This window comes from Mesorhizobium sp. M0514, from assembly GCF_040321145.1.
Lineage (GTDB): Bacteria > Pseudomonadota > Alphaproteobacteria > Rhizobiales > Rhizobiaceae > Mesorhizobium.
On record NZ_JAMYQZ010000066.1, the window covers coordinates 1 to 24193 of the forward strand.

22 protein-coding genes are annotated in these 24193 nt (G+C 61.7%); 13 read left to right on the forward strand and 9 right to left on the reverse strand.

Annotation, left to right across the window (positions count from 1 at the left end; genetic code table 11):
• Positions 1–682 (reverse strand): aminotransferase class III-fold pyridoxal phosphate-dependent enzyme (locus tag NKI61_RS23450; RefSeq protein WP_352841037.1); only part of this gene is annotated, 682 nt, incomplete at its 3' end.
• A gap of 1 nt (position 683) precedes the next feature.
• A complete protein-coding gene (locus tag NKI61_RS23455; RefSeq protein WP_023743110.1) occupies positions 684–2315 on the reverse strand; it encodes a N,N-dimethylformamidase beta subunit family domain-containing protein in 1632 nt (543 codons plus the stop codon).
• A gap of 169 nt (positions 2316–2484) precedes the next feature.
• On the opposite strand from NKI61_RS23455, the gene NKI61_RS23460 reads away from it, so the two are divergent.
• From NKI61_RS23460 to NKI61_RS23485, 6 genes are all read left to right on the forward strand, one after another.
• A complete protein-coding gene (locus tag NKI61_RS23460; protein ID WP_023694150.1) occupies positions 2485–2733 on the forward strand; it encodes a ParB N-terminal domain-containing protein in 249 nt (82 codons plus the stop codon).
• A 115-nt stretch (positions 2734–2848) separates the two neighbouring features.
• A complete protein-coding gene (locus tag NKI61_RS23465; RefSeq protein WP_023834154.1) occupies positions 2849–3805 on the forward strand; it encodes an alpha/beta fold hydrolase in 957 nt (318 codons plus the stop codon).
• A gap of 187 nt (positions 3806–3992) precedes the next feature.
• Complete coding sequence (locus NKI61_RS23470) at positions 3993–4391, forward strand: GFA family protein (protein ID WP_352650351.1); 399 nt, start codon at positions 3993–3995, stop codon at positions 4389–4391.
• Between the two features lie 116 nt (positions 4392–4507).
• Entirely contained in the window at positions 4508–4699 is a 192-nt protein-coding gene (locus NKI61_RS23475; RefSeq protein ID WP_023669058.1) for a hypothetical protein, read from the forward strand.
• 156 nt (positions 4700–4855) lie between these two features.
• Complete coding sequence (locus NKI61_RS23480; RefSeq protein ID WP_352841041.1) at positions 4856–5920, forward strand: glycoside hydrolase family 25 protein; 1065 nt, start codon at positions 4856–4858, stop codon at positions 5918–5920.
• 152 nt (positions 5921–6072) lie between these two features.
• Complete coding sequence (locus NKI61_RS23485) at positions 6073–6579, forward strand: DUF2314 domain-containing protein (protein ID WP_352740848.1); 507 nt, start codon at positions 6073–6075, stop codon at positions 6577–6579.
• On the opposite strand, the gene NKI61_RS23490 is transcribed toward NKI61_RS23485, so the two are convergent.
• A complete protein-coding gene (locus NKI61_RS23490; RefSeq protein ID WP_352740850.1) occupies positions 6569–7528 on the reverse strand; it encodes a LysR family transcriptional regulator in 960 nt (319 codons plus the stop codon). The two genes, NKI61_RS23485 and NKI61_RS23490, sit on opposite strands and share 11 nt — an antisense overlap.
• Before the next feature lie 104 nt (positions 7529–7632).
• Here NKI61_RS23490 and NKI61_RS23495 point away from each other — a divergent pair, with 104 nt between their 5' ends.
• From NKI61_RS23495 to NKI61_RS23505, 3 genes are read left to right on the forward strand one after another with little or no spacing between them, the layout of a single operon-like run.
• Complete coding sequence (locus NKI61_RS23495; RefSeq protein WP_023669054.1) at positions 7633–7806, forward strand: hypothetical protein; 174 nt, start codon at positions 7633–7635, stop codon at positions 7804–7806.
• A gap of 28 nt (positions 7807–7834) precedes the next feature.
• Positions 7835–8443, forward strand: coding sequence for a class I SAM-dependent DNA methyltransferase (locus NKI61_RS23500; RefSeq protein ID WP_023669053.1), 609 nt, complete (start codon positions 7835–7837; stop codon positions 8441–8443).
• The gene (locus NKI61_RS23505; protein ID WP_352841044.1) at positions 8440–9324 is read left to right on the forward strand and encodes a DMT family transporter; all 885 of its coding nucleotides are present in this window, start codon (positions 8440–8442) and stop codon (positions 9322–9324) included. The genes NKI61_RS23500 and NKI61_RS23505 overlap by 4 nt, the downstream gene beginning before the upstream one ends.
• Positions 9325–9344: 20 nt before the next feature.
• Here the strand turns inward: NKI61_RS23505 and NKI61_RS23510 are convergent, their stop codons facing one another.
• Positions 9345–10286, reverse strand: coding sequence for a phosphoribosylaminoimidazolesuccinocarboxamide synthase (locus tag NKI61_RS23510; RefSeq protein WP_352841072.1), 942 nt, complete (start codon positions 10284–10286; stop codon positions 9345–9347).
• 163 nt (positions 10287–10449) lie between these two features.
• Between NKI61_RS23510 and NKI61_RS23515 the strand changes: the two genes are divergently transcribed.
• Together NKI61_RS23515 and NKI61_RS23520 are read left to right on the forward strand one after the other, a co-directional pair.
• On the forward strand, positions 10450–11430 hold the full coding sequence (locus NKI61_RS23515) for a DUF3592 domain-containing protein (protein ID WP_352841046.1): 981 nt from the start codon (positions 10450–10452) through the stop codon (positions 11428–11430).
• Positions 11431–11454: 24 nt separating this feature from the next.
• Positions 11455–12057, forward strand: a complete 603-nt coding sequence (locus NKI61_RS23520; protein ID WP_245262764.1) for a hypothetical protein — start codon at positions 11455–11457, stop codon at positions 12055–12057.
• A 260-nt stretch (positions 12058–12317) separates the two neighbouring features.
• Here the strand turns inward: NKI61_RS23520 and NKI61_RS23525 are convergent, their stop codons facing one another.
• The 3 genes from NKI61_RS23525 to NKI61_RS23535 form a co-directional block, all read right to left on the reverse strand.
• On the reverse strand, positions 12318–13328 hold the full coding sequence (locus NKI61_RS23525; protein WP_352841048.1) for a serine/threonine-protein kinase: 1011 nt from the start codon (positions 13326–13328) through the stop codon (positions 12318–12320).
• Between the two features lie 4 nt (positions 13329–13332).
• Positions 13333–13803 carry a hypothetical protein gene (locus NKI61_RS23530; protein WP_156936041.1) on the reverse strand — a complete coding sequence of 157 codons (471 nt, stop codon included), beginning with the start codon at positions 13801–13803 and terminating at the stop codon, positions 13333–13335.
• A 129-nt stretch (positions 13804–13932) separates the two neighbouring features.
• Positions 13933–17706 (reverse strand): vitamin B12-dependent ribonucleotide reductase, encoded by a 3774-nt coding sequence (locus NKI61_RS23535; protein ID WP_352841051.1) that lies wholly within the window; start codon positions 17704–17706, stop codon positions 13933–13935.
• A gap of 731 nt (positions 17707–18437) precedes the next feature.
• Here NKI61_RS23535 and gltX point away from each other — a divergent pair.
• A complete protein-coding gene (gene gltX / locus NKI61_RS23540) occupies positions 18438–19811 on the forward strand; it encodes a glutamate--tRNA ligase (protein WP_352841054.1) in 1374 nt (457 codons plus the stop codon).
• Here gltX and NKI61_RS23545 read toward each other — a convergent pair.
• On the reverse strand, positions 19729–20925 hold the full coding sequence (locus tag NKI61_RS23545; RefSeq protein WP_352841056.1) for a DUF2865 domain-containing protein: 1197 nt from the start codon (positions 20923–20925) through the stop codon (positions 19729–19731). The two genes, gltX and NKI61_RS23545, sit on opposite strands and share 83 nt — an antisense overlap.
• A 204-nt stretch (positions 20926–21129) precedes the next feature.
• Here NKI61_RS23545 and NKI61_RS23550 point away from each other — a divergent pair, with 204 nt between their 5' ends.
• Entirely contained in the window at positions 21130–21750 is a 621-nt protein-coding gene (locus NKI61_RS23550) for a DUF1287 domain-containing protein (protein WP_352841058.1), read from the forward strand.
• A gap of 5 nt (positions 21751–21755) precedes the next feature.
• Here NKI61_RS23550 and NKI61_RS23555 read toward each other — a convergent pair whose 3' ends face one another.
• Positions 21756–24080 carry an NADP-dependent malic enzyme gene (locus tag NKI61_RS23555; RefSeq protein WP_023822366.1) on the reverse strand — a complete coding sequence of 775 codons (2325 nt, stop codon included), beginning with the start codon at positions 24078–24080 and terminating at the stop codon, positions 21756–21758.
• Positions 24081–24193 lie beyond the last annotated feature (113 nt).

A 24193-nucleotide genomic window follows, 5' to 3' on the forward strand; every position in this document is an offset into this window, starting at 1 on the left:
CGAGGGCCGAAGTCGCCGCACCGCCGATCGGCTCCATGATGAAGGCGAGCACGCTGTCCGGGCCCTCGGCCTGAATCTTCTCCTCCAGCATGTCGGCATAGCGGACGCCGCGCTGCTCCATCGAAAGATTGTCGCGGTCGCGCCATGCCGTCGGCGCCGGCACGGTCGGCATCACCCGCATCATCGGTGTGAACGTTTCGGCCAGCGCATCGTCGCCGGTTATCGAAAGCGAACCCAGCGTGCCGCCATGATAGGAGGGAAAACGCGTGATAACCTTCCAGCGCTTCGGCTGGCCGGTCGCGACCGCCCATTGCCGCGCCAGCTTGATGCAGGATTCCGTCGCCTCCGAACCGCCGGAGACGAAGAAGATTCGGTCCATGCCCTCCGGCAGTTTGCCGGCGAGCTCCCGCGCCAGTTCTTCCGCCGGCTCGTTTTCGAAATGCAGGCGGTAGGCGAAGGTGGCGCGGTCCATCTGCCGCTTCATGGCGTCGAGCACGTTGCGGTTGGAATGGCCGATATTGGCGACCATCGGTCCGCTCGATCCGTCGATGAAGCGGCGGCCGTCCTGCGTCCACATATAAATGCCTTCGGCGCGGTCGATCAGCGGCCGGCGCAGGCTGGAGAAGTAGAACAGGTGCGAGGGCGCGCGCGTTCCTGAACCAGTTGATGAGGGCTTCTGCATGTCAGGACTTTCCGAGGTAGCGATCGATTACATTCCTGGTCACGCGCTCGACCATCGGGTCCTGCCTGAGCAGGCCGGCGACCCATTCGCAGCTTCCGGCGTGGAAAACCTCGCCCTTGCCGCGCGGGAAATTGACGATCATGCCGTTGCCGCGTTTGACCTTTTCCAGATTGGCGTCGGTCGCCTCGCCAAACAGCGTTTCGGCCGTAAAGCGGCCATCCTCGTCGGTGAGAAACTGGTCCTCGATCGGGATATCGGCGCTTTCCTCGACCTGGCTCGCCATGCCGACGGCCAGCACCTGCAGCCCGTCAGGCGCACCGCTGTCCGGTGTCGGATAGGGCAGGCCGCCGCGGATCTCGAAATCGAGCCCGTCGACCTCATAGCCATAGACATGACTGTCGGCGCCAAGCAGGTCGCCATAATAGATTCCGGTGCCGGCAAAGGCCCAATGCTCGGGCCGATAGACCGGAAAGCCGCGCACGCCGCGCGGCGCGCAGCCGCCCCAGCCGGCATAGACGCCCCTCGTTGCGTTGAGGCCGAAGGTCAGAGCGCCGGGACGGCCGATCTCCGGCGCTTCCCAGGAGTTGGTGGCGCGGGTGACGTCGCCGCCATAGGCCGGGTCTTCGGCCCGCGCGCGGTATTTGTAACAGACCTGCCGGCGGCCTTCGTCCTCCAGCCTTGTCTGCCACATGAAATTGCCGGCAAAGCGCGCCGCATGGCCGCCGCGCTCGACGTAGCTGTCGACGGCGTCCCGCATTTCCCAGGTCCAGTACTCGTCATGGCCGACGAAGACCACGCAGTCATAGCCATCGAGGATTTCGGGCGAGAAGTGCAAATCGTGCTGGCTGGCGAGATCGACGCCGTAGCCGGCGCGCTCGGCAAAGCGGAAGAAGTGGCAGTCATAGCTCGCCCAGCCGGAGGAGGTGTATTTCTTCGAATGTCCGGTGGCGTACGCCCATTCCATGTGCGGATAGCGCGGCACTGTTTTCGGCGGCACCGCGACCTCCAGGGGCACGCGCGGCGCGTCCTTGGGCAGCACGACAAAGCCGCGGCACCACGGCCGCTGCGTCGACACCATGCGCGCATACTGGTCGCGGCCAGGTCCGGTGATACCCTGATAGGCGTTGGAGCCGCCCCAGGTGTTGTAGGACAGCCAGGTGCCCGTCGCCGCCACCTGCAGCACGCGACCGGGTTTTCTGCCGGGCAGGGGCGCGACGATGATGAGGTGATGGCAATGGATAGGCTCGCGCCCGTCCGCCGTCAGCGTCAGCCGATAGGCGCCGGATGGCCAATCGTCGCCGATGCGAAATTCGAAAGACGCCTCCCAGCCGCAGCCTTCGACCGAGCACTGGTCGGGCGTATCCTGCCAGCGCGCCGAAAGCCCCGTTTGCTCGAAGACCTTTGTCTCGCTGCCGCCGTCGCGGACAATGACAATGCTGAAGCGCGGCGCCGTCGAGCTGACATGCATCGTCACGGTCTCGCCGGCGCGGTAGGAAAATCGATCAGAATAGCACCAGATCTCGCCCCGCTCGCCGTCCATTCCCGGCCATTCATAGTAATGGCCGCGCACTGCCTCGCGGCGCTGCTCGGGCGTCAGTCCGAAATCGGGAAATTCGGTTGGCAGATGGGTCATGAACACCGGAAAAGTGACAGGCCGCCATTTCGGCCATCTGCCGGCCAAGCGTCAAATGGAAACGATCGGGCCAGCAATTGCATACGACACAATTGCTTGGCCGCTCTTGGCCGCACCCGGCAAACCGACTATCTCAGGCGAGGCGGTATGTTCCGCCTCGGGAGCCGGCATGCTGAGAGTGCAGAAGGTCAAGGTCGATGACATCTACGTGCCGACGGCGCGCAAGAAGACGCTGCATCCCGAAACGGTCCGGCACCTGGCCGAAGACATACTGGAAAACGGCATGAAGACGCCGATCCAGGTTCGCAATGACGGCAAGCGCCACATCCTGGTCGAGGGCCTGCACCGGCTGGAAGCCGCCAAATGGCTCGGCGAGACCGAGATCGACGCCTATCTGGTGCAAGCCAAGCGCCACTGAGGCGCGCGACCGATCGACAACAGCCAAACCGATCATTCTTCCGCGGATTTTTTCGCAGGGCATGTCGGCACGCGGCGTGCTCGCTCGTCCTTGGGGGGAACCTGAGGAGACCGACATGTCCAGACGAATCTATTTCGCCATTCTTGCCTCGGTCGCTGCCTTGTTTGCAGCGCCCGGCCCAGCCAATGCAGAGGAGACCAAGCCCGCCATGACCACCGAAGCAACAGCCATGCCGAAGCCGGAAAAGTCCGGCCTGCTGCCGATCGACGGCCTGAATTACTACTATGCCGTCTACGGCAAGGGCGAACCGCTGCTTCTGCTGCATGGCGGCCTTGGCACGTCCGACATGTTCGCGCCGTTGCTGCCTAGACTGGCGGAAAACCGCACCATCATTGCCGTCGACCTGCAGGGCCATGGCCGCACCGCGCTCGGCGAGCGACCCTTCAGCCTGGAGGGGATGGGCGACGACATGGCTGGTATCGTCAAGGCGCTCGGCTATGACAAGGTCGACGTGCTTGGCTATTCGCTGGGCGGCGGCGTCGCCTTCCGCATGGCCGTTCAGCATCCCGAGACGGTGAGACGTCTGGTCCTGGTCTCGACCGGCTTCGCCGCCAATGGCTTCTATGACGAGATGCGCGGCCAGCAGGCGCAGGTGAGCGCGGCCGCCGCCGATTTCATGAAGGACACGCCGATGTACAAATCCTACGTCGCCGTCGCCCCACGTCCCGACGATTTCCCCAAACTGCTCGATGCGCTGGGCAATTTCATGCGCAAGGATTACGACTATTCCGCCGATGTGGCGAAGCTGAAGATGCCAGTCATGCTGGCCTATGGCGACAGCGACATGTACAAGCCCGAGCACGAGATCAAGTTCTACCAGATGCTCGGCGGCGGGCTGAAGGATGCCGGCTGGATGCGTGAGAACCTGTCGCAGAACCGGCTGGCCATCATTCCCAACCGCACTCACTACGACGTCTTCTTCGCACCGGAACTGACGGCCGCGGCACTGCCCTTCCTCAATGGCGAAACCAAGGTGAAGACCTGGGACGAAGTCCTCAGCGAAACGAAATAGCTTGCCTGAAAATACATGCCGGCCGTCTCGAAGAGGCGGTCGGCTTTTTTGTGCCTGCGAAGCTACGGAGCCTTGGCGCAGCCATTGGTCCTATCGGCGCAATCGATGGCGCCATCAGGGCTTTTCAATTGACCGGAAGGTACCTGTCGATATCATCAAGAGACCTTCAGTGCGATGGGTTCGAATGATGACGAAATACCAGGGCGGATGCCATTGCGGGGCAGTGCGCTACGGCTCCGAGGCGGCGCCGCTTAACCAGCGCGTCTGCCACTGCCGGCGCTGCCAGAAGGTCATAGGCGCGGCGTTCAACGCCCGCCTTTTGTTTCGCATCGACGATGTCACGGTCGAGGGAGAGGTGGCGACGGTCAACACCTCTCCGGACCTCAAGCGCGGCTTTTGCGCCGCTTGCGGCACCACGCTGTTTTCCCGACGCGACTCCGCCGGCATCGTCGGCATCACCACCGGCTCGCTCGACGATCCCTCGCTGTTCAAGCCGGAAATGCATATGTGGACCGCCTCGAAGCAGCCCTGGCTGCAGCTCGATGACGGCCTGCCGCACCATGAAGGCGCGCCGCCTCCGAACTGACGCCGGCCTTACCGGAAATTAATCCCGAAACCACGACATAGCCGGCAAAGCGTCATTGGCGGGCCATGATTGCCTGCCTATCTGTCGTCTGCGGGCCGGTATCGAGGAGACGACCGATGAGCGACAGAATCAGCACTCTGGACGAGCTTTTGAGCGATCCGATGGTCCTCCTCGTGATGGAGCGTGACCGCGTGCGCCCCGAACAGGTTCGCCTGCTGCTCGAACGTGCCCGCCGCCCGGCCGCCGACGCCGTGCCACCGGCGCATGTGGTGGCCAAAAGCTGCATGCAGCAATGGCTGGGAAGGTAAGGGCTTCCCCTTCTCCCACAGGGGGAGAAGACAAGAGGGCCAATTCCTAACAACTTGATTCAAACTTTGTTGGTAATTTCTCGTTAGTAATCGAGGCCGGTTTGTCCGGCGGCGTCTGTTTGCCTTCGGTCTGTTGTGTTTTGCGTACAGGTCCAGATGCGGATTTCAGGCGTCGTCAGTTTCGTGTTGGCATCGCTGTGGCTTGCCGGCTGTTCGTCCACAGCGGGCGTCGATGGCTTGCAGCCGTCGAACGAGACGACCAGTTCGGTAGTGCGTCCGAGCGCGCCGGTCACAGCGGCTCCGGCGGAGACCGCCGACCTCGCGCCGATGCGGTCCGACATGGTGGCCGACAACGCTGTGGCCGACAATGCGCCGCCCTTTTCCATGGTCGAGGAAGAAGAGGCCATCGTCGCGGGCACGCCGCAGGGGAGCACCAGACCACAGCTCGAGCCCGCCGCTCTGATGTCTGCGCCGAAGCGGTTGACGCGCGCTGCGCCGGCCATACTGGCCTCGCCGGTCACCCGCTACGGCTTTCGCGACGCCAAGCCGATCAATTTCGGCAAGGCTTCGCCACGCTACCTTGCCGTCCACGGCGTCGACGTCTCGCGCTGGCAGGGCAATGTCAACTGGGGCAAGCTGCGTGCCCAGGGCGCCAACTTCGCCTACATCAAGGCGACCGATGGCGGCGACCATCTCGACCCGATGTTCATGAAGAACTGGCGCAATGCCGACGCCGCCGGGCTGAAGCGCGGCGCCTATCATTTCTTCTACTGGTGCCGCACTGCGGGCGAGCAGGCCGACTGGTTCATCCGCAATGTGCCGAGGGTCGAAGGCGCGCTGCCACCGGTAATCGATGTCGAGTGGAACGGCGAATCTTCCTGCAAGCGGCGGCCGTCGCGGGCCACTGTGCTGGAAAAGATGAAGGTGTTCATGGACAAGCTGGAGCGCCATTACGGCCAGCGGCCCATCATCTACACCGCACCGGATTTCTATCGCGACAATCTCAAGGGTGCGTTTCTCGATTATCCGTTCTGGCTGCGCGCCGTGGCGCGGCATCCCTCAAAAGTCTATCCCGGCCGCAAATGGCTATTCTGGCAGTACTCCGGCTCCGGCCTGTCGCACGGCGTGACCGGCCGCATCGACCTCAACGTCTTCCATGGCGACGAGCGCGCCTGGCGGGCATGGGCAGGCGGGCAGACGACCGTCGCCGACGCCGATTGAACGTCAGGCCGGTGTCGGTGCGCCTGCGCCGCCTGCCGCTGCGCCTTGGGTTGAATTTTCAGCGTCTCGCTAACGATCCGCTCACTCTGTCCTTTAGCGGTATGGCAACAGCCTTCCAGTAACGTGCCCGTGATCGGGTTTCGGAGGGGTCCATGCGCAATCCAGTTGTGGCTGTCGCTGTTGCCGCCGCTGTCGGCTACGGGTTTTTCAGTTCGCTCGGCCACATGCCGGGCGGAAGTGGCACTTCGCTGGCCGAGTCGAAGCAGAACGTCGTGTCCTATTCCACGGAGGACAAGGCGATGCAGGCCGCCAAGGACAGCGGCCGCTCGACCCTCAAGCGCTTCCACGAACTGATGGACGCTGGCACGCCCGGCACCTACACGGTGAAATTCCCGCTGACCCAGAACGGCGCCACCGAGCATATCTGGCTGCAGCTGGTCGGCTACAGCGACGGCTCCTATATCGGCCTGCTTGCTGACGTGCCGGTCAATGGCAACAAGTACAAGATGGGCGACAGGATGACGGTGACCGAGGCCGACGTCGAGGACTGGATGGTCAAGAACGGCAAGGTGATCTACGGCGGCTACACCACGCGCCAGGCGCTTGCGGATATGCCGAAGGAACAGGTTGCAAAATACGGGTTGACCTTCAAGGACTGAGGGTTGAGGCGGGGGCGAGTTTTATCGCGGTGCCTAGAGGGCTGTCGCGCTTTTCGCGTTCGCGTATCTCAGCCGTCTGCGCCAGCACCCAGTCGCGAAACACCTTGATTTTGGGCGCGTTGCGGCGGCTCTCCAGATGCACCAGCCAATAGCCGTCGCCGTCCGATCCAAGCACGTCGAATGGCTGTATCAACTGGCCCTTTTCCAACAGGGCGCTGTAAAGGTTTTTGGTCAGGATCGCGGCGCCCTTGTCAGTCAGCGCCGCCATCGCATCATAGGCCTGCGTACCCAGTTTCGGGCCAGCGATGACGCGATCGGGCTCGAACGGCACGCCGGCAGCCTTGAACCAGATTTCCCACCAGGGATCGTCGGAACAGCATAGCGGCACTTGGTAGAGATCCTCGGGGCGGTGGATGCCGCCGACGCTTTCGGCGAGTCTCGGGCTGAGCATCGGCGTATAGTCCGCCTTGAACAGATAGTGAGCCGTCAGGCCCGGCCAATTTCCACTGCCGGTGCGAATGCCGACATCCATGTCGCCGCGCGTGAAATCGACCAGCCCGTGCGATGTATTCACCTTCACGGCAAGGTCGGGATGCATCAGCTGGAATGTTCCAAGCCATACGGCCAGCCAGTTCGATGCGAAGGTTTCCATGGTCGTCACCGACAGCACGCCGGTCGCTCCACCCTTGGTCGCGACCCATGCGTCGGCCAGGGTCGAGAACGCGCCTGTTGCGTGCGGCGCCAGCTGCTGTCCGGCCTCGGTCAGCGCGATCTGCCTTGTTTTTCTTATGAAAAGCGGCGTTCCGGCACGTTCTTCCAGCACCTTTATCTGATAGCTGGCAGCTGATTGGGTCATGCCGAGTTCTTCGGCTGCCTTGGTGAAACTGCCCAGCCGGGCCGCGGCTTCAAAGACCCTGATGGCTCCTAATGGTGGTAGTTCCCAGCTCATGACGCATCAATCCCGCTGATGCATACTACGCGACGTTCGATTGGAAACCAAGCCCGGAAAACGGCATGCTGCATTCATCGGATCAAAAACCTGAGGATACGGCAATGACCACCACCATCGCTCTCTACAACACGCTTCGCCGCCCGGTGCTCGACCTCTTCACCGCGCCGTTCAGGCCTCGCAAGCGCGGCCTGCTCGACCGCCGCTCGCTGTCGGATCATTTCCTCAGGGATATCGGTATGCTTGACGGACGCGTGCCTCCCGGCACCATTGGCTAAGCAAGCTCTTTGACCAGGGGAGGGAAAGATGACTGTGCCATCCGAGGATCTGGCGAAGAGCCGCCAAACGATCAACGCCTATGAGGACTATGCCGAACGCTACGACGCTCTGGTGCGGCACGTTCCGAACCAAAGAGAACAGAAATGGCTGAAGCGCCTGGTGAAGATCGCCGGCAAAGGTGGCCGGATTCTGGAAGTCGGTTCGGGGCCCGGATACGATGCGGACTTCGTCGAAGGGCTCGGTGTCCAGGTTCGGCGCACAGACGCAACGAAGCGGTTTCTCGAGTTGCAGGCCGCACGCGGCAAGCATGGTGAGTTTCTCGATCTCATCACCGACGATCTCGGCGGCCCCTACGACGCGGTGCTGGCATTGTGCGTCCTGATCCACGTGCCGCGCGAGCAGGCCGACCAGGTGCTTGCCAAGATTGCCGGGTCGCTGCGGCCGGGCGGCGCCTTCCTCGTCTCGATGCGCATTGGCGATGGCGAGAAGAGCGGCGAATATCATACGGTCTACTGGCGCAGGGACGACTTCGCGGCCCGCCTCGAAAACGCCGGGCTGGTCCTTGTCGGAGACGAATTCAACGTCGGCCGCGATCGCGAAGAGTGGACCACCTTTCTGGCTGTGAGGCCGTCATGACGCGCCGCGGACTGTTTTTGTTCGTGCTGCTCAGCCTTCTGTGGGGCATTCCCTATTTGTTGATCAAGCTGGCAGGTGCCGAGGTGTCGGTGCCCTTCCTGGTCTTTGCCCGAACAGCCGTCGGCGCCCTGGCGCTGCTGCCCTTCGTCCTTGTCCAGCGCAGTTTCGGATGGCTGAAGACACATTGGCGGGCGGTCGCCGCATTCTGTCTGGTCGAGATGATCCTGCCATGGGGGCTGATCACCCATGGCGAAGTCAGCATCGACAGTTCCACCGCCGGGCTGCTGATTGCCATGACGCCGGCCGTAACCGTCGCGCTCTCCAAGCTGATGGGTTCGGATGAGCGGCTGGGGATACGCCGCTGGACCGGCCTTTTCCTCGGTTTTGCCGGTGTCTTTGTGCTGGCGCTGCCGACCTTGGGTGGCGGATTTCTCGCGGTCGTCGAGATTCTCATGGCCGCAGCCTGCTATGCCTCGGGTTCGATCATCGCGTCGCGCTGGCTGAACGATGTGCCGGCAACCTCGCTGACGGCAGTCTGTCTGGCAGGGGCCGCGCTGATCTACGCCGTGCCGGCGGCGTTGGCCTGGCCGGCGGCCATGCCGTCGACAACGGTGGTTGGCGCAATCCTCGGTCTTGGCGTGTTTTGCACGTCGATTGCCTTCGCCACCTATTTCCTGCTGGTGCGGGAGATCGGCCCCGAACGGGCGGTCGTCATCACTTATGTGGCGCCCGCCGTCTCCGTGGCAGCCGGCGTGCTCGTCCTTTCGGAGCCGCTCGATATCGGCATTGTCGCGGCCTTCGCGCTCATCCTGTGCGGATCATATCTCGGCACGTGGCGCGCTCCGCCAGAACCGTCCGTGTCCGCGACCTCGGCAAGTTGACTGGCGGCCGCCAGCCGCCGTCAGAAATAAGGGCGCAGGTTCTCGCGAATGCGGTCCAGCACCGTCTTTCCCGATCTATCAGCGGTGAAGGTCTTGCCGGTGATGGTCTCAAAGGCCTGCGTATAGACACGCGACGTCTGCTCGATGAGTTCGGCGGGGATTTTCGGAATACGGTCCTTGTAGGGATCGCAGCGCGCGGTTACCCAGGCGCGAATAAAGTCCTTGTCGAAGCTTTGCGGCCGCTCGCCTGCCTTGAAGCGCTCCTCATAGCTTGCCGCAAGCCAGTAGCGGCTGCTATCGGGCGTATGGATTTCATCGGCAAGGACGATGGCGCCATCCTTGTCCGTGCCGAACTCGTATTTGGTGTCGACCAGGATCAGGCCGCGCTTGGCGGCCAACGCCTTGCCGCGCGCAAACAGCGCCAGCGCATAGCGCGAGACGGTGTCCCATTGCTCTTCCGACAGCAGGCCGCGCGTCAGGATCTCGTCGCGCGTCAAGGGCTCGTCATGGCCGCCATCGAGCGCCTTGCTGGTCGGCGTGATGATGGCCTGCGGCAGCTTCTCATTGTCGCGCAGTCCGTCCGGCAGGCGGATGCCGTACATATCGCGTTCGCCGTTCTTGTATTTCGTCAGCACCGAAGTGCTGGTGGTGCCGGCGAGATAGTGGCGAACGACGATTTCCACCGGCAGAATGTCGAGCCTGGTGCCGACAACGACATTGGGGTCGGGATAATCGAGCACATGGTTTTGGCAGATGTCCGCCGTTTCCTCGAACCAGTAGCGCGCCGTCTGCGTCAGCAGCTCTCCCTTGAGCGGTATTGCGGTCAGGATCACATCGAAGGCGCTCAGCCGGTCGGTGGCGATGATGATGCGGCGGCCATCCGGCAGATCGTAATTCTCGCGGACCTTGCCTTTGTAGTGGTTCGGGAGTTCCGGAATGAAGGCATCCGAGAGAACGCGCAGTGCTGTCATCCTGGTCTCGTGGCTCCTAACAGTTTGGGCGACTCTTAACAAAGTTGGCGGGGCTTCGATACCCGAGGAAGGGCGGTTCGTCCTTTGCGAATAATCAAGACATTGCCTTCGCCGTGCTATCTATTTGCAGCTTCCGGCACTCCTGGGGGACGCGGTGGACGTAGAGCTCAAATTTCTGATTGTCGGATTTGCCTGCGCGATCGCGGGTGGTCTGTCGTTCATCACCTTCGTCAAATGGCGCGAGGTGCAGGCGATGAGCCACTGGCTGCCGGCGCCGGGCAAGATCATCTCGTCGCGCGTCGAGGCGCGTGAAGTCAGAAGGTCGGGCGTCGGCTCGGACAGCAGCGACACCACCGAGATGCGCAATTTTCCGGCGATCACCTTCGAATACAAGGTCGGTAAAAAGAAATATCAAAGCTCGCGCTACAGCGTGAAGGAGAATCTGGGGAATTTCGAAGTCACCGAAACCCTGGCGCAGTTTCCCACCGGCGCTGAAGTGACCGTCTTCTACAATCCGGCCGATCCGGGCAAGGCCGTGATCGAACGCACCCTGCCGGACGGCGCCTTCAAGTTCATGGTCAAGCTCTCGGCCGGGCTGGTGATCGGCACGGTGGTGTTGGTGTTTTCGCTCGGTGGCGTGCTGGAGGCGATCCGGCCGCACCTGCCCAAGCCGCAGAACCTCGGCGCCGGAGCGCTGCTGCTGTTCATGGGCCTGATGATCCTGCGCATGGCCTTCGTCCAGAAGTCGCTTGCCGAGCAGGCGGCAAAATGGCCGGTCGCGCCCGGCCGCATCGATGCTTCGGGACTTGAGACGATCCGGATCGATGCCGGCACCCAACGCTGGCGCCGCGCCTTTCGGTCTCGCATCGTCTACAGCTATGAGGTTGCCGGTCGGCGCTACATTTCCAGCCGCGTCACCTTCGGCGCCGCTGTCGCCGCTTCGCTGGCCGCCCTGGTTCGGGGCCAGTCGCAACGCTACGCCGAAGGCAGCGAGGTCGACGTCCACTACGACCCCGTCAACCCGGCCTCATCGGTGCTCGAATGCAGGGTGCGCGGGCTCTGGCTGCTTTGGGTCTGTTCGGCTGGCTTTATTGGTGCTGCGGCCTGGCTGGTCGGGCTCGTGCCTTCACTTTGACAGGATGCAGCGATGAATAGCGCCATGAGATCGATTGTCTGGATATGCACGCTGTTTGCCTCGGCGGCGATTGCCGTTGCGCATGCAGACGAGCCCGTTCCATCACGCCCACCGATCGACAAATGCGTGTGGGAAAAACTGGCCGACAAGACGGTCGGTTTGGCCGCCTGGGCACAGCGCTGCGATTTCGGCTTCCGCCAGATCCATTTCGAATTCGTCGGCAACGCGCTCGCCATCAAATACAGCGATGGCGAGGGCGCCGACCCTCTGGTCGAGGTGTTCGACATCAAATCAGGCGAAACCGCCGAGGCTGCCGTGCTGCGCCTGTCGCTGGAAAAGACCGATAAGGCCGTCAGCGCTCGCTGCGTGCTGGCGCCCTACACCGAGGGCACCGTGCTCGCCGGCGTCAAACGCTACACATTCAGCCCGGATGCTGCCTATGCGAAGGAACTGAAAGCGCTCGCCAATGACGAGGTTCCCGAACCGCCCTGCGGCGACTGGGGCGAAATGCCTGATGGGATCCAGTATTTCGAGGTGCCGGCGGGCGAGGGGCAGAGGGTGCTGTTCGTCCGCGCCGGGCAGGACGAGCCGCTGTTTGATGAGCAGACGCTGCGGGTGGTGCCGTAGGGGTAGGCGTCGGACGGGAGCCAGAGCGGATTGTGGTCAAGTCGCCTGGTATGGCGTTCATTGCGGCGAGAAGGCTTGGCGCAAGGCGGCAGAAATTGGCTACCGCAGACCACATCTAAAGCGCGTCGCGCTGAAACGGATTCATGCGACGCGCTTTAAGTCTTTGTTTTGATGCATGTCGTTGTCCCAGAACCGCGGCACACTTCAAGGCGACATGCATTAGGCCTGCGGTCCATAATCGTTGGAAAGTCGATTAATGATCAGCGAAGTGAGCTTTGCGATACCTTCTGGCTCAATCCTGCTATCGCTTCTGACATAGTCGAAAATTTCGCGCAGCTTTCGTTTTTCCGTCTTCCGTTCACCTGATAGATTACCTCGAATGAGTTTTTCCCAGGTGCAATCGTCAGACGATGCTCCTTAGTTCCATCTTCTGCGATCCAGTCGTTTGGTTGAGTTTGTATCCATTCCAGTCTGATCGAAAGACTCTCAAGCGCCTGCCGCATCTCGTGCGCACTTTTAAAACGCTTTGCTGGGTCATGGTTGCAAGCCTTGTTGCACACTCTTTTCAATCTTTCAGGAATGTAGCCAGGATAACCAATTCGCTTGACCACTTGGCCCTTCTCGACCATCGATTTGCTTATCGGAAAAGCGCCCCAATCCCGCATGTTGCACGCCAACTGATAGAGCGACATCCCTGTTGAAAATATCTCTGTGGCGACAGAGGTTACCTTGGCAGAAAACAGCTCTGGCGCCGAATATATTGGGGTCCCCGCAGCGCTGCCGTGAGGAACTCCACCAGTGGCCTTCGCGAGGCCAAAATCAGACAACTTCGCGTACTTTCCTTTCAGCATGAAATTTGCAGGCTTGATGTCGCGGTGCAAAACGGAATTATTGTGAGAATTTTCCAAAGCAAAAAGTATGTCGATAACCCATCTTATTGCCATTCTTAATGAAACATGTTGTTTCTCCAAGAATGCCTCTGCCGAGCCGTCAGGGAGATACTCCATCTCGATGGCGGCGTACTTTTTTCCAGCGTGGGTGATTGGTTGCACGTCAAATACTTCGACTACGCGATCGTGTTTGCAAAGATGAAGTACTTGAGCTTCGATATGAGCTTTAAATGCAGCCGGATCCGTGTTTTCAACGTATTTTACCGCACACTCTCGATTCATTGCCAGATCGATTGCGTGATAAACTTCGCCGAACGCGCCCGCGCCGACGTATTTTAGTATGCGAACATTGCTAATCGGGTCGTTAGCCGAGAACAACATGAAATCACTCCAGTGCCGCTCGCCAAGCAACTAACACACTCTTTCGCTGCATTTCGTCCCACAGGGGAGGATGCGCTTGAAATTTTGCATCTACTGCATGTATAGGTTTGGCGCCAGCAGGGAGGCCAAATGGCCCTCCTTTAATAAAAGCCTGAGGCGTAAAAACTTTTATTGGAATATTGTTAGATTTGCAGCACTGCGAAAGTATTCCGAGAGGCAGTATTTGATACCGTGATGAATTTCGGCTTTTGCTTTCCCAAATTTCAATGGAAGAAACTAAGTCTGGTTTTTGTGCTTTAAAAAGTTCGTTAAAATCGAGACGCCACCGTTCAACAAGGTCGGAAAGGTCGAGCTCTACGTCGTACTTTATTGACCCGTGGTTCAAATACGTCAAATTTGATGCGATGTTTGAAAGCGTAGAGTATCTTATTTTTCCTTTTTGATAGCTAAACCCCATTATTTTTGAATAAGGCATGCCATTCCCCACCGGTTCATTTTGTTATTTGTGATGCGCTATAACCTGTTTTTGAAGATCATGAAACAAAAAAAGGCGGCGCAATATGCACCGCCTCTTTCTGCTTGAGATTAAGAAACGCGAGAAGTCTCAGCTGCACCCGCTCGTGGCGCCGCACGTATCGCACTTCTCACAAGTCCCGTTCCGAACCATCGTAAAGTTCTGGCACTCGGAGCAGGAATTGCCGGTGTAGCCTTGCAAAAGTGACTTGGCGCGGCGGTCGGCGGCGAGTTTCTTGGCTTCGGCCGCTTCGTTGGCCGCAGCGTCGGTGAACAGTGCCGCGGTAGCGTCGGTGGAAGCCGCGTCCTGCTCGAAGGCGATGTCCTCTGCCAATTCCTTGGCCCGCTCCTCATAGTCGCGCTTGTAGGCGACCGCCTCGTCGCTGGCCGGCTTCAGCGCCAGCACATTGGAGCCGGAGAAGGCGGTGGGCGCCGAGCGGGCAGGGGTGCCGGCGCCGGCAAAACCCTTGGGATCACTGCTCGTTGCCCGCGACACCAGCTTTACCGGCGAGGCGCCACGGGTCAGGCCCTTGGAGACCGCGTCCGTCTTGCCTTCGCTGATGCCGCGTCCCAATGCCGTGTTGGAAAAATCCGACTGGTCGACATGGGCGAGGTCGTTGCGGCCGAGATAGGAGATGGCGAGCTCGCGGAACACGTAGTCGAGGATCGACGTCGCACTCTTGATGGCGTCGTTGCCCTGCACCATGCCGGCCGGCTCGAATTTGGTGAAGGTGAAGGCGTGGACATATTCGTCGAGCGGCACGCCGTACTGCAGGCCAAGCGAGATGGCGATGGCGAAGTTGTTGAGCAAGCCGCGCAGGGTTGCGCCTTCCTTGTTCATGTCGATGAAGATCTCGCCGAGACGGCCATCGTCATATTCGCCGGTGCGCAGGAAGATGGTGTTGCCACCGATCTTGGCCTTCTGCGTGTAGCCCTTGCGGCGTCCCGGCAGCTTTTCCTGCTCGCGCGACACGCGCTCGATGATGCGCTCGACGATCCGCTCGGTGATCTGCGCCGCACGCGCCGCAGCCGGTGCTGCGATAAGCTGCTCGACCATGTCGTCCTCGTCGTCCTCGCCATCGGCGAGCAGCGAGGAGTTGAGCGGCTGCGACAGTTTTGAGCCGTCGCGGTAAAGCGCGTTGGCCTTCAGCGCCAGCTTCCACGACAGCATGTAGGCGCCCTTGGCGTCTTCAACCGTCGCATCGTTGGGCATGTTGATGGTCTTGGAGATGGCGCCGGAGATGAAGGGCTGTGCCGCCGCCATCATCTGGATGTGGCTGTTGATCGAAAGCGAACGCTTGCCGATCTTGCCGCACGGGCTGGCGCAGTCGAACACCGCGAGGTGCTCGGCCTTGAGGAAGGGCGCGCCTTCCAGGGTCATCGCACCGCAGACATGGATGTTGGCGGCTTCGATGTCCTTCTTCGAGAAGCCCAGCGCCGGCAGCATCTCGAACGAGAAATCGTTGAGCTGTTCGTCGGTGAACCCAAACGTCTCCTTCACCCAGTCGGCGCCGAGCGTCCACTGGTTGAAGACGAACTTGATGTCGAAGGCCGACTTCAGCGCCGCATTGAGCGCGGCGATCTTGTCATCGGTAAAGCCCTTCGCCTTGAGCGAGCCGGGGTTGACCGCCGGCGCCTGGTTCATGTTGCCGTGGCCGACCGCATAGGCCTCGATCTCGGCCAGCTGGCTTTCGGAATAGCCCAGCGTGCGCAGCGCTTCCGGCACGGCGCGGTTGATGATCTTGAAATAGCCGCCGCCGGCAAGCTTCTTGAACTTCACCAGCGCGAAGTCAGGCTCGATGCCGGTGGTGTCGCAATCCATGACCAGGCCGATCGTGCCGGTCGGCGCAATCACGGTTGCCTGCGCATTGCGGTAGCCATGCTCCTCGCCGAGTTCGATGGCGCGGTCCCAGGCAGCCTTGGCGTGGACGAAAAGCTCCTGCTGCTTGAGGTCGGACGCGACCAGCGGCACCGGATTGACGGCAAGCTTCTCGTAGCCGCCCTTTTCGCCGTATGCGGCGCGGCGGTGGTTGCGCATGACGCGCAGCATGTTCTGGGCGTTGCGGTCGTAGTCGGCGAAGGCGCCGAGCTCGCCGGCCATCTCGGCCGATGTGGCATAGGCAATGCCGGTCATGATGGCGGTGAGTGCTGCGCAGATGGCGCGGCCCTCGTCGGAGTCATAGGGAATGCCCGACGTCATCAGCAGGCCGCCAATATTGGCATAGCCGAGGCCGAGCGTGCGGTATTCATAGGACTGCTTGGCAATCTCCTTCGACGGGAACTGCGCCATCATCACCGAGATTTCGAGGACGACGGTCCACAGCCGTACCGTGTGCTCATAGGCGGCGATATCGATCGTGCCGTCGGCATTGCGGTAGGGCAAAAGGTTGATCGAGGCCAGGTTGCAGGCCGTGTCGTCGAGGAACATGTATTCCGAGCACGGGTTGGAGGCCCGGATCGCACCGGCCGAAGCGCAGGTGTGCCAGTCGTTCATCGTCGTGTTGAAATGCAGGCCCGGATCAGCGGAAGCCCAGGCGGCGTAGCCGATCTTTTCCCAGAGGTCGCGTGCCTTCAGCGTCTTCAGCACCTTGCCGTCCTTGCGGGCGGTCAGATGCCAGTCGGCGTCGTCCTCGACGGCGCGCAGGAAGTTGTCCTTCAGCGACACCGAATTGTTGGAGTTCTGGCCGGAAACGGTGAGGTAGGCGTCGGAATCCCAGTCGGTGTCGTAGGTCTTGAACGACATCGCGGTGTAGCCCTGCTTGGCGAACTGGATGACGCGGTAGATGTAGTTCTCCGGCACGGCCGACTTCTTGGCCGCCTTGATCTCGCGCTTCAGCGCGGTGTTGATCGACGGGTCGAAGCAATCGTCATCATGGCCTTCGCAATTGATGCAGGCCTTCATGATCGCTTCGAGATGTTTTTTCACGATCTTGGAGCCGGTGACCAGCGACGCCACCTTCTGCTCTTCATTGACCTTCCAGTCGATGAATTCCTCGATATCGGGATGGTCGGCGTCGACAATGACCATCTTGGCCGCACGACGCGTGGTGCCGCCCGACTTGATGGCGCCCGCCGCGCGGTCGCCGATCTTGAGGAAGCTCATCAGGCCGGACGAACGGCCGCCGCCCGACAGCTTTTCGCCTTCGCCGCGCAGCATCGAGAAATTGGAGCCGGTGCCCGAGCCATATTTGAACAGACGCGCTTCACGCACCCACAGGTCCATGATGCCGCCTTCGTTGACGAGATCGTCCTGCACGCCCTGGATGAAGCAGGCATGCGGCTGCGGATGCTCGTAGGAGGACTTCGACTTGGTCAGCTTGCCGGTAAACGGGTCGACATAATAGTGGCCCTGGCTCGGACCATCGATGCCGTAGGCCCAGTGCAGGCCGGTATTGAACCATTGCGGCGAGTTCGGCGCAACGCGCTGGGTGGCGAGCATATAGGCGAGTTCGTCGCGGAAGGCGCTCGCGTCTTCTTCCGACTTGAAGTAGCCGCCCTTGTAGCCCCAATAGGTCCAGGTGCCGGCCAGCCGGTCGAAGACCTGGCGGGCGTCGATTTCGGAACCGTAGCGCTCGGCTTCCGGCAGCTTGGCAAGCTCGGCCTCGTCGGCGACGGAGCGCCACAGGAAGGAGGGGACGTCGTTCTCCTCGACCTTCTTCAGGCGCGCGGGCACGCCGGCCTTGCGGAAATACTTCTGCGCCAGGATGTCGGCGGCAACCTGCGAGAACTGCGCCGGCACATCGATATTGTCCAAGCGGAACACCACCGAGCCGTCCGGATTCTTGATCTCCGAAAGCGCCTTGCGGAATTCGATCTCCGCGTAAGCTGATTGGCCTGGCTTGGTGAAACGACGCTCGATGCGCATTGGTCCGGTCCCTTTTGTCTATATATAGCGCTTTTCCCCAGGGATTTCTGCCCCCAATGCGAAACGCGCATGTCCGCCGTCTGCCGGCGTTCGAAACACCGGCTCTCCTAGTCGCACTCTTCGTCGCCTTGCTGGTCGAGCTTCTTGCGAAGCCGCTGTTCCAACTCTGCGCCGAACCCTGCGGGTCCCTCAAAACTGAATTTTTCCTCGATTCCCTCGATCGAGGGAAATTCACACTATCTAGCGTCGAACCTGCCTGCAAACACTAAATATAGTGTTAACAGACAATTTATTCCAGTCCGACAAATCTCCCTGTTCGCTCCCGAAGCCCCCACGATCCAACGCTTCCGCCAGCCTCGTAAACAGGCGGAAATCATGGCCAAAACGCACAAAATCCGGGAAAAATGACCGGGCTCGAAACTCTCCGGTCGCGCCCTCAACAAGAGCACATGGCACATAAAAGGCGACTCGGTTTGCGTCGTCAAGGATTCGTTTGCGTAGCTTTTGTGACCCCAACATCTTGTGTGTCACATATGTGGATAACGGGGACAAAAAACGGCTGAGGAAAGCCCGATTCTGCCGGCGTGGACCGCTGGTGAGCGGTTCACCCGAGACAGGCCCGGCCGGATTCTGGCTCACAGCCTTTTCATTTTAGCTGGCGTGCATTATGTCTTTGGCGTCGCGCGGGGGCGCGTCTTGTCAATTCCAAGAGCATCCGTTACGCCCCGCCCATGACAGTTACCGTCCGTTTTGCCCCCTCACCAACCGGCCGCATTCATATCGGCAATGCCCGCACCGCCTTGTTCAACTGGCTGTTTGCCATGAACAACAAGGGCCGTTTCATCCAGCGCTTCGACGACACAGACATTGCCCGCTCGAGGCAGGAATTTTCCGACGCCATCCTCTACGACCTGCACTGGCTGGGGATTTTCCCCGATGCCACCGAATACCAGTCGCGGCGCTTCGAAATTTACGACGCGGCAGTGGAGCGGCTGCAAAGGGCCGGCGTTGTTTATCCCTGCTACGAAACCCCCGAAGAACTCGACCTGCGCCGCAAGGTGCGCCGCACGCGCGGCCTGCCGCCGGTCTATGGCCGCGAGGCGCTGGCGCTTTCGCAGCAGCAGATCGCCGAATACCGCTCCGATGGCCGCCGGCCGCACTGGCGCTTTCTGCTGCCGAATTTCACCAGCGATCCGCTGCAGCCCGAACGCACCGAAATCCACTGGAACGATCTGGTGCGCGGCGAGGAAACCGTCGATCTGGCCTCACTGTCCGATCCGGTGCTGCGGCGCGAGGACGGCACTTATCTCTACACGCTGCCTTCGGTCGTCGACGACATCGAGATGGGGGTCAGTCATGTCATTCGCGGCGACGACCACGTCACCAACACCGGCGTGCAGATCGCGCTGTTCAAGGCGTTGGGCGCCGAGCCGCCTGTCTTCGGCCACCACAATCTCTTGACCACGGCCTCGGGCGAGGGCCTGTCGAAGCGCAGCGGTGCGCTGTCGATCGAAAGTCTGCGCGAGGAGGGCATCGAACCGATGGCTGTGGCTTCGCTGGCCGTCCTTGTCGGCACCTCGGAAAATGTCGCGGCGGTGCATGACATGCCGGCACTGGCCGCGCGCTTCGATCCCGCCGCTACGTCGAAATCGGCGGCCAAATTCGACCCGGACGAGCTGTTCGTGCTCAATCGTGCGCTCATGCACCACATGCCGTTTTCCGAGGCGCGGGATCGGCTGATCGTGCTCGGCATCTCCGGCGACAAGGCCGAGCCGTTCTGGCTGGCGGTGCGCGGCAATCTCGACCGGCTGAGCGACGCGGTCGGCTGGTGGCGCATCCTTGCCGACGGCCCGCAGCCCGCGCCGGAATTTTCCGACGAGGATCGCGACTTCCTGCAGCAGGCCTTCGACCTGTTGCCGGAAGAACCGTGGACCGGTACGGTCTGGAAAGACTGGACGGCCAGGATCAGGGAAGCCGGCGGCCGCAAGGGCAAGGCGCTGTTCATGCCGCTCAGGCTGGCGCTTACCGGACTTGCTTCCGGGCCGGAGCTTGCAGATCTATTGCCGCTGCTGGGTCGGGAAGGAACGCTGGCCCGACGACCCTGACCTTGCGCTGGTCCGGCGGGATCAGCGACACCGGCGACACCACCGGCTTGACGGCAAGGCGCTTGATGGCGGCGCGGTCGAGCCCGCCTTGTACGTTCGCCAGCGTCTCCGGATCCGCGCCCGGATCGGGTTTGGCCGCCGGCACCGGAATGAATGGCGTTGTCTCGGTATCAGGCTGCGATTGCTCGGGCGGTGGCGGGTTGCCGCCGATGATCTCGAAATTTCCGGCCTGCGCATTGCAGCCACATGCCTGCGGCCGCGACATGTTGGGCTGTTTGTAGAGATAGGCGGTCGGCAACTCGCTGTAGGGCCTGCCGGTCACCGACGACGTCATGTTGGCCGAATCGTCTTCCATGCCGCGCGAATAGAACACCTGCATTTCGGTGCCGGGGCAGCTCGATTCGCAATTCTTCTGGTCGCGCTCGAAATCGCCGAGCGAAGCCGAGTTCGACATCGGGAAGAAATAGCCGTCGCAGGTGCGCACGCAGCTCGTATGGAACTCGCCGCCGACCGTCGGGAAATCCGGCACGCCGGGCTGATTGAGCACCCGGCGCACATTGCGCTCCTCGCCGGGATCATCGGGCTGATCGAGCGTGTCGATCTGCCGGTTGCCGCCGAAAAGCTGGTCGAACAGATTGCCGTCGTCGGGTTCGCGGCTGGCTTCCTGCAGCGGCTCCCGGCGCGGCGCGGGCTCGTCACGGCAGCCATTGGCGTCGAGCGCGGCCAGGATGCGGCCGCGGTCGCGCCGCGAGCCGCCGCCGGCAAGCTGCGCGCGCTTGGCTTGCAACGCATCGAGATTGGCGTTCATGCGATCGATGCTGCTGTTCAGCGCGGCACATTGGCTGACATTGCGCGAAAACCGCGAAAACCCGCAATTCGCATCGCTCGCACGACCGCGCACCTTTGATAGCTGTTCGAACTGGCGGGAGATGGCCTTGTCATACTTCCGCACCATGCTGGAATTGCCGCCGCCATTCGATGAAGAAGCAAGCTCGGCTTCCAGTTGACGGCAAACGCGGGAGGCGGCCTGCGGTTCAGTGGTGGCGACGGCCGAAAGCACAAGCGCGCCGAGCAGCGCAGCCAGATGCTTCAGTCTCCATCGTCCGCCCGTCATTGGCCGAAACCCCGCTTGCCTGCCTGTCTACCGGATTCGCGGTTAACCGTTCCCTCAATCTACAACCAAAGATGGTCTTAGCCCATAGACGCGTTGCAGGAGGCGTTTGGATAGGGCGGCAACTGTGCGATCTCACCGCTGCATGAAAAAGGCGCAATCGCCCCGGAATTATCCCACGATCCAGCAATGCCCCGGGGAGCTGGCATGATCGCGATTACCCGTCGAACCGCACTGCAGTTCGGCCTCCTGTGCCTGGCGGCGCCCGCAGCCTTGGCGCAGGAAAATCCAGCCGCTCCGGACTGGCGCAGCAAATTGGTCGAAGCCGCGCGTGAGCAGATCGGCGTCACCACATTCTACGACCCGACCTATGTCCGCCTCGACTATCCCGGCGGCGATGTCGCGCCGGATCGAGGCGTGTGCACGGACGTCATTGTCCGCGCCTGTCGCCGCGCCTTCAAGCTCGACCTGCAGAAACTGGTGCATGAGGATATGGCCGCCAATTTCGCCGCCTACCCCAAGACCTGGGGCCTGAAAGCGACCGACCGCAACATCGACCACCGACGGGTCGGCAATCTTGCCGCATTTTTCGGGCGCAACGGAGTTTCCTTGCCCGCCAGCGAGTATCCTCCCGACTTTCAGCCGGGCGATATCGTCACCCAGATGCTGCCCGGCAACCTGCCGCACATCGTCATCGTCTCATCCGAACGCTCGGCGGACGTGCCGGAACGAGCGCTGGTCATCCACAATATCGGGGCGGGCGCCCGCGAGGAGGACACGCTGTTCGCCTTCAAGCAGACCGGGCATTACCGCTTCGCGCCTGCGTGAGAAACTCAGCCGAAATGAACCACCGCCTGCGCCTTGTGCGCCGCCTCGACCACCGCAAGCGCCGTCATGTTGACGACGCCGCGCGAGGTCACTGACGGGGTCAAAATATGCGCCGGCTTGTCGGTGCCAAGCAGGATCGGCCCGACATGCAGCGCGTCCATCATCGTGCGCAGCGCGGTCAGCGTGATGTTGGCGGAGTCGAGGTTGGGGAACACCAGGAGATTGGCTTCGCCCTTCAGCCGCGAATGCGGATAGACGCGCTGGCGCAGATGCTCCGACAGGGCTGAATCGGCATGCATCTCGCCGTCGCATTGCAGGTCGGGCGCAACGCGCGCCAGGATCGCCGCCGCCTGCCGCATCTTCAGCGCGCTGGGAGAATCGCGCGAGCCGAAATCCGAATGCGACAGCAGCGCTGCCTTCGGCTCGATGCCGAAGCGCTGGATTTCCTCCGCCGCCAATATGGTCATTTCGGCGATTTCCTCGGCCGTCGGGTCGACCGAGACATGGGTGTCGGTGAGGAAGATGATGCCGCGCTGCGAGATCAGCATCGACAGCGTCGACAGGTCGCGGTCCTTGACGCCCGCGCGTGGTCCGATGACCAGCGTCACATTGCGCAGATGCCGCTCGAAACGACCCTCGAGGCCGCAGATCATGGCGTCGGCATCGCCGCGCTTCAGCGCCAGCGCGGCAATCACCGTATTGTCGGTGCGCACCATGGTGCGCGCGGCCTCCGTCGTCACGCCGCGCCGGCCGGCAAGCTCGATCAACAGGTCGACATAATGGCGGTAGCGCGGATCGTCTTCCGGGTTGATCAGGCCGAAATCGACGCCCGGCTTGATACGCAGGCCGTAGCGTTTCAGCCTGACCTCGATGACATGCGGGCGGCCGATCAGGATCGGCTCGGCAATGCCTTCCTCCAGCACCACCTGGGCTGCGCGCAACACGCGCTCATCCTCGCCGTCGGCATAGATGACGCGCTTGGCGGTCGACGCCTTGGCCGACGAAAACACCGGCTTCATCACCAGGCCGGAGCGGAAGACGAAGCGGTTGAGCTGGTCGATATAGGCGGCGAAGTCGGTGATCGGCCGGGTCGCGACGCCGGTGTCGCAGGCAGCCTTGGCCACCGCCGGCGCGATGCGCAGGATCAGGCGGGGATCGAAGGGCGAGGGGATAAGGAAGTCGGGTCCGAAGATCGGCGTCTCGCCGGAATAGGCGCGGGCGGCGACGTCGGATGGTTCCTCGCGGGCAAGGGCAGCAATTGCCCTGACCGCGGCCATCTTCATCTCCTCGTTGATGGCGCTGGCGCCGCAGTCCAGCGCACCGCGGAAGATGTAAGGAAAACAAAGCACGTTGTTGACCTGATTGGGAAAATCGGAACGGCCGGTGCAGATCATCGCGTCGGGACGGGCGGCGCGCGCGACCTCCGGCATGATCTCGGGATTGGGGTTGGCCAGCGCCAGGATCAACGGCTTAGGCGCCATATGATCAAGCAATTCCGGCTTCAGCACGCCGGCGGCCGACAGGCCGAGAAAAACGTCGGCGCCAGGGATCACATCGGCCAGCGTGCGCGCCTCGGTGTCCTTCACATAGGGGTCTTTCCAGCGATCCATCTCGTCGGTGCGGCCCTTGTAGGCGACGCCGAAGCGGTCGGTGACCCAGATATTCTCTACCTTGGCGCCAAGCGAGACCAACAGGTTGAGGCAGGCGAGCGCTGCCGCACCGGCGCCTGAGGTGACGATCTTGATGTCGGAAATGGTCTTGCCGGCGAATTCCAGCCCGTTGAGCACCGCGGCGGCGACGATGATGGCGGTGCCATGCTGGTCGTCATGGAAGACGGGAATGCTCATGCGGGCCTTCAACTGCGCCTCGACCTCGAAGCATTCGGGCGCCTTGATGTCCTCGAGATTGATGCCGCCGAATGTCGGTTCCAGCGCCGAGATCGTCTCGACCATGCGCTCTATGCCCGGCGCGTCGATCTCGATGTCGAAGACGTCGATGCCGGCGAATTTCTTGAACAGCACCGCCTTGCCTTCCATCACCGGCTTGGAGGCGAGCGGGCCGATATTGCCGAGCCCGAGCACGGCCGAGCCGTTGGAGACGACGCCGACCAGATTGGCGCGCGCTGTATAATCGGCCGCGGTTGCCGGATTGTCGCGGATTTCGAGGCAGGGCGCGGCAACACCCGGCGAATAGGCCAGCGCCAGATCGCGCTGGTTGCCGAGCGGCTTGGTTGCCTGAATCTCGAGCTTTCCCGGCCTTGGATGCTTGTGGAAGTAGAGGGCGGCTTCGTCGAGGTCCGAACGTGCCGTTTTTTTGTTCTCGCCTTCCATGCGGCCGCTCCCTCAAACCTGCTTTGCAGCCTTTTAGCACGCAAAAATGGTTTTTCGCGACGCCAAATAACGCAAGGGCGGCTAAAACAACCGGGGTCGAAAAGACCGAATTA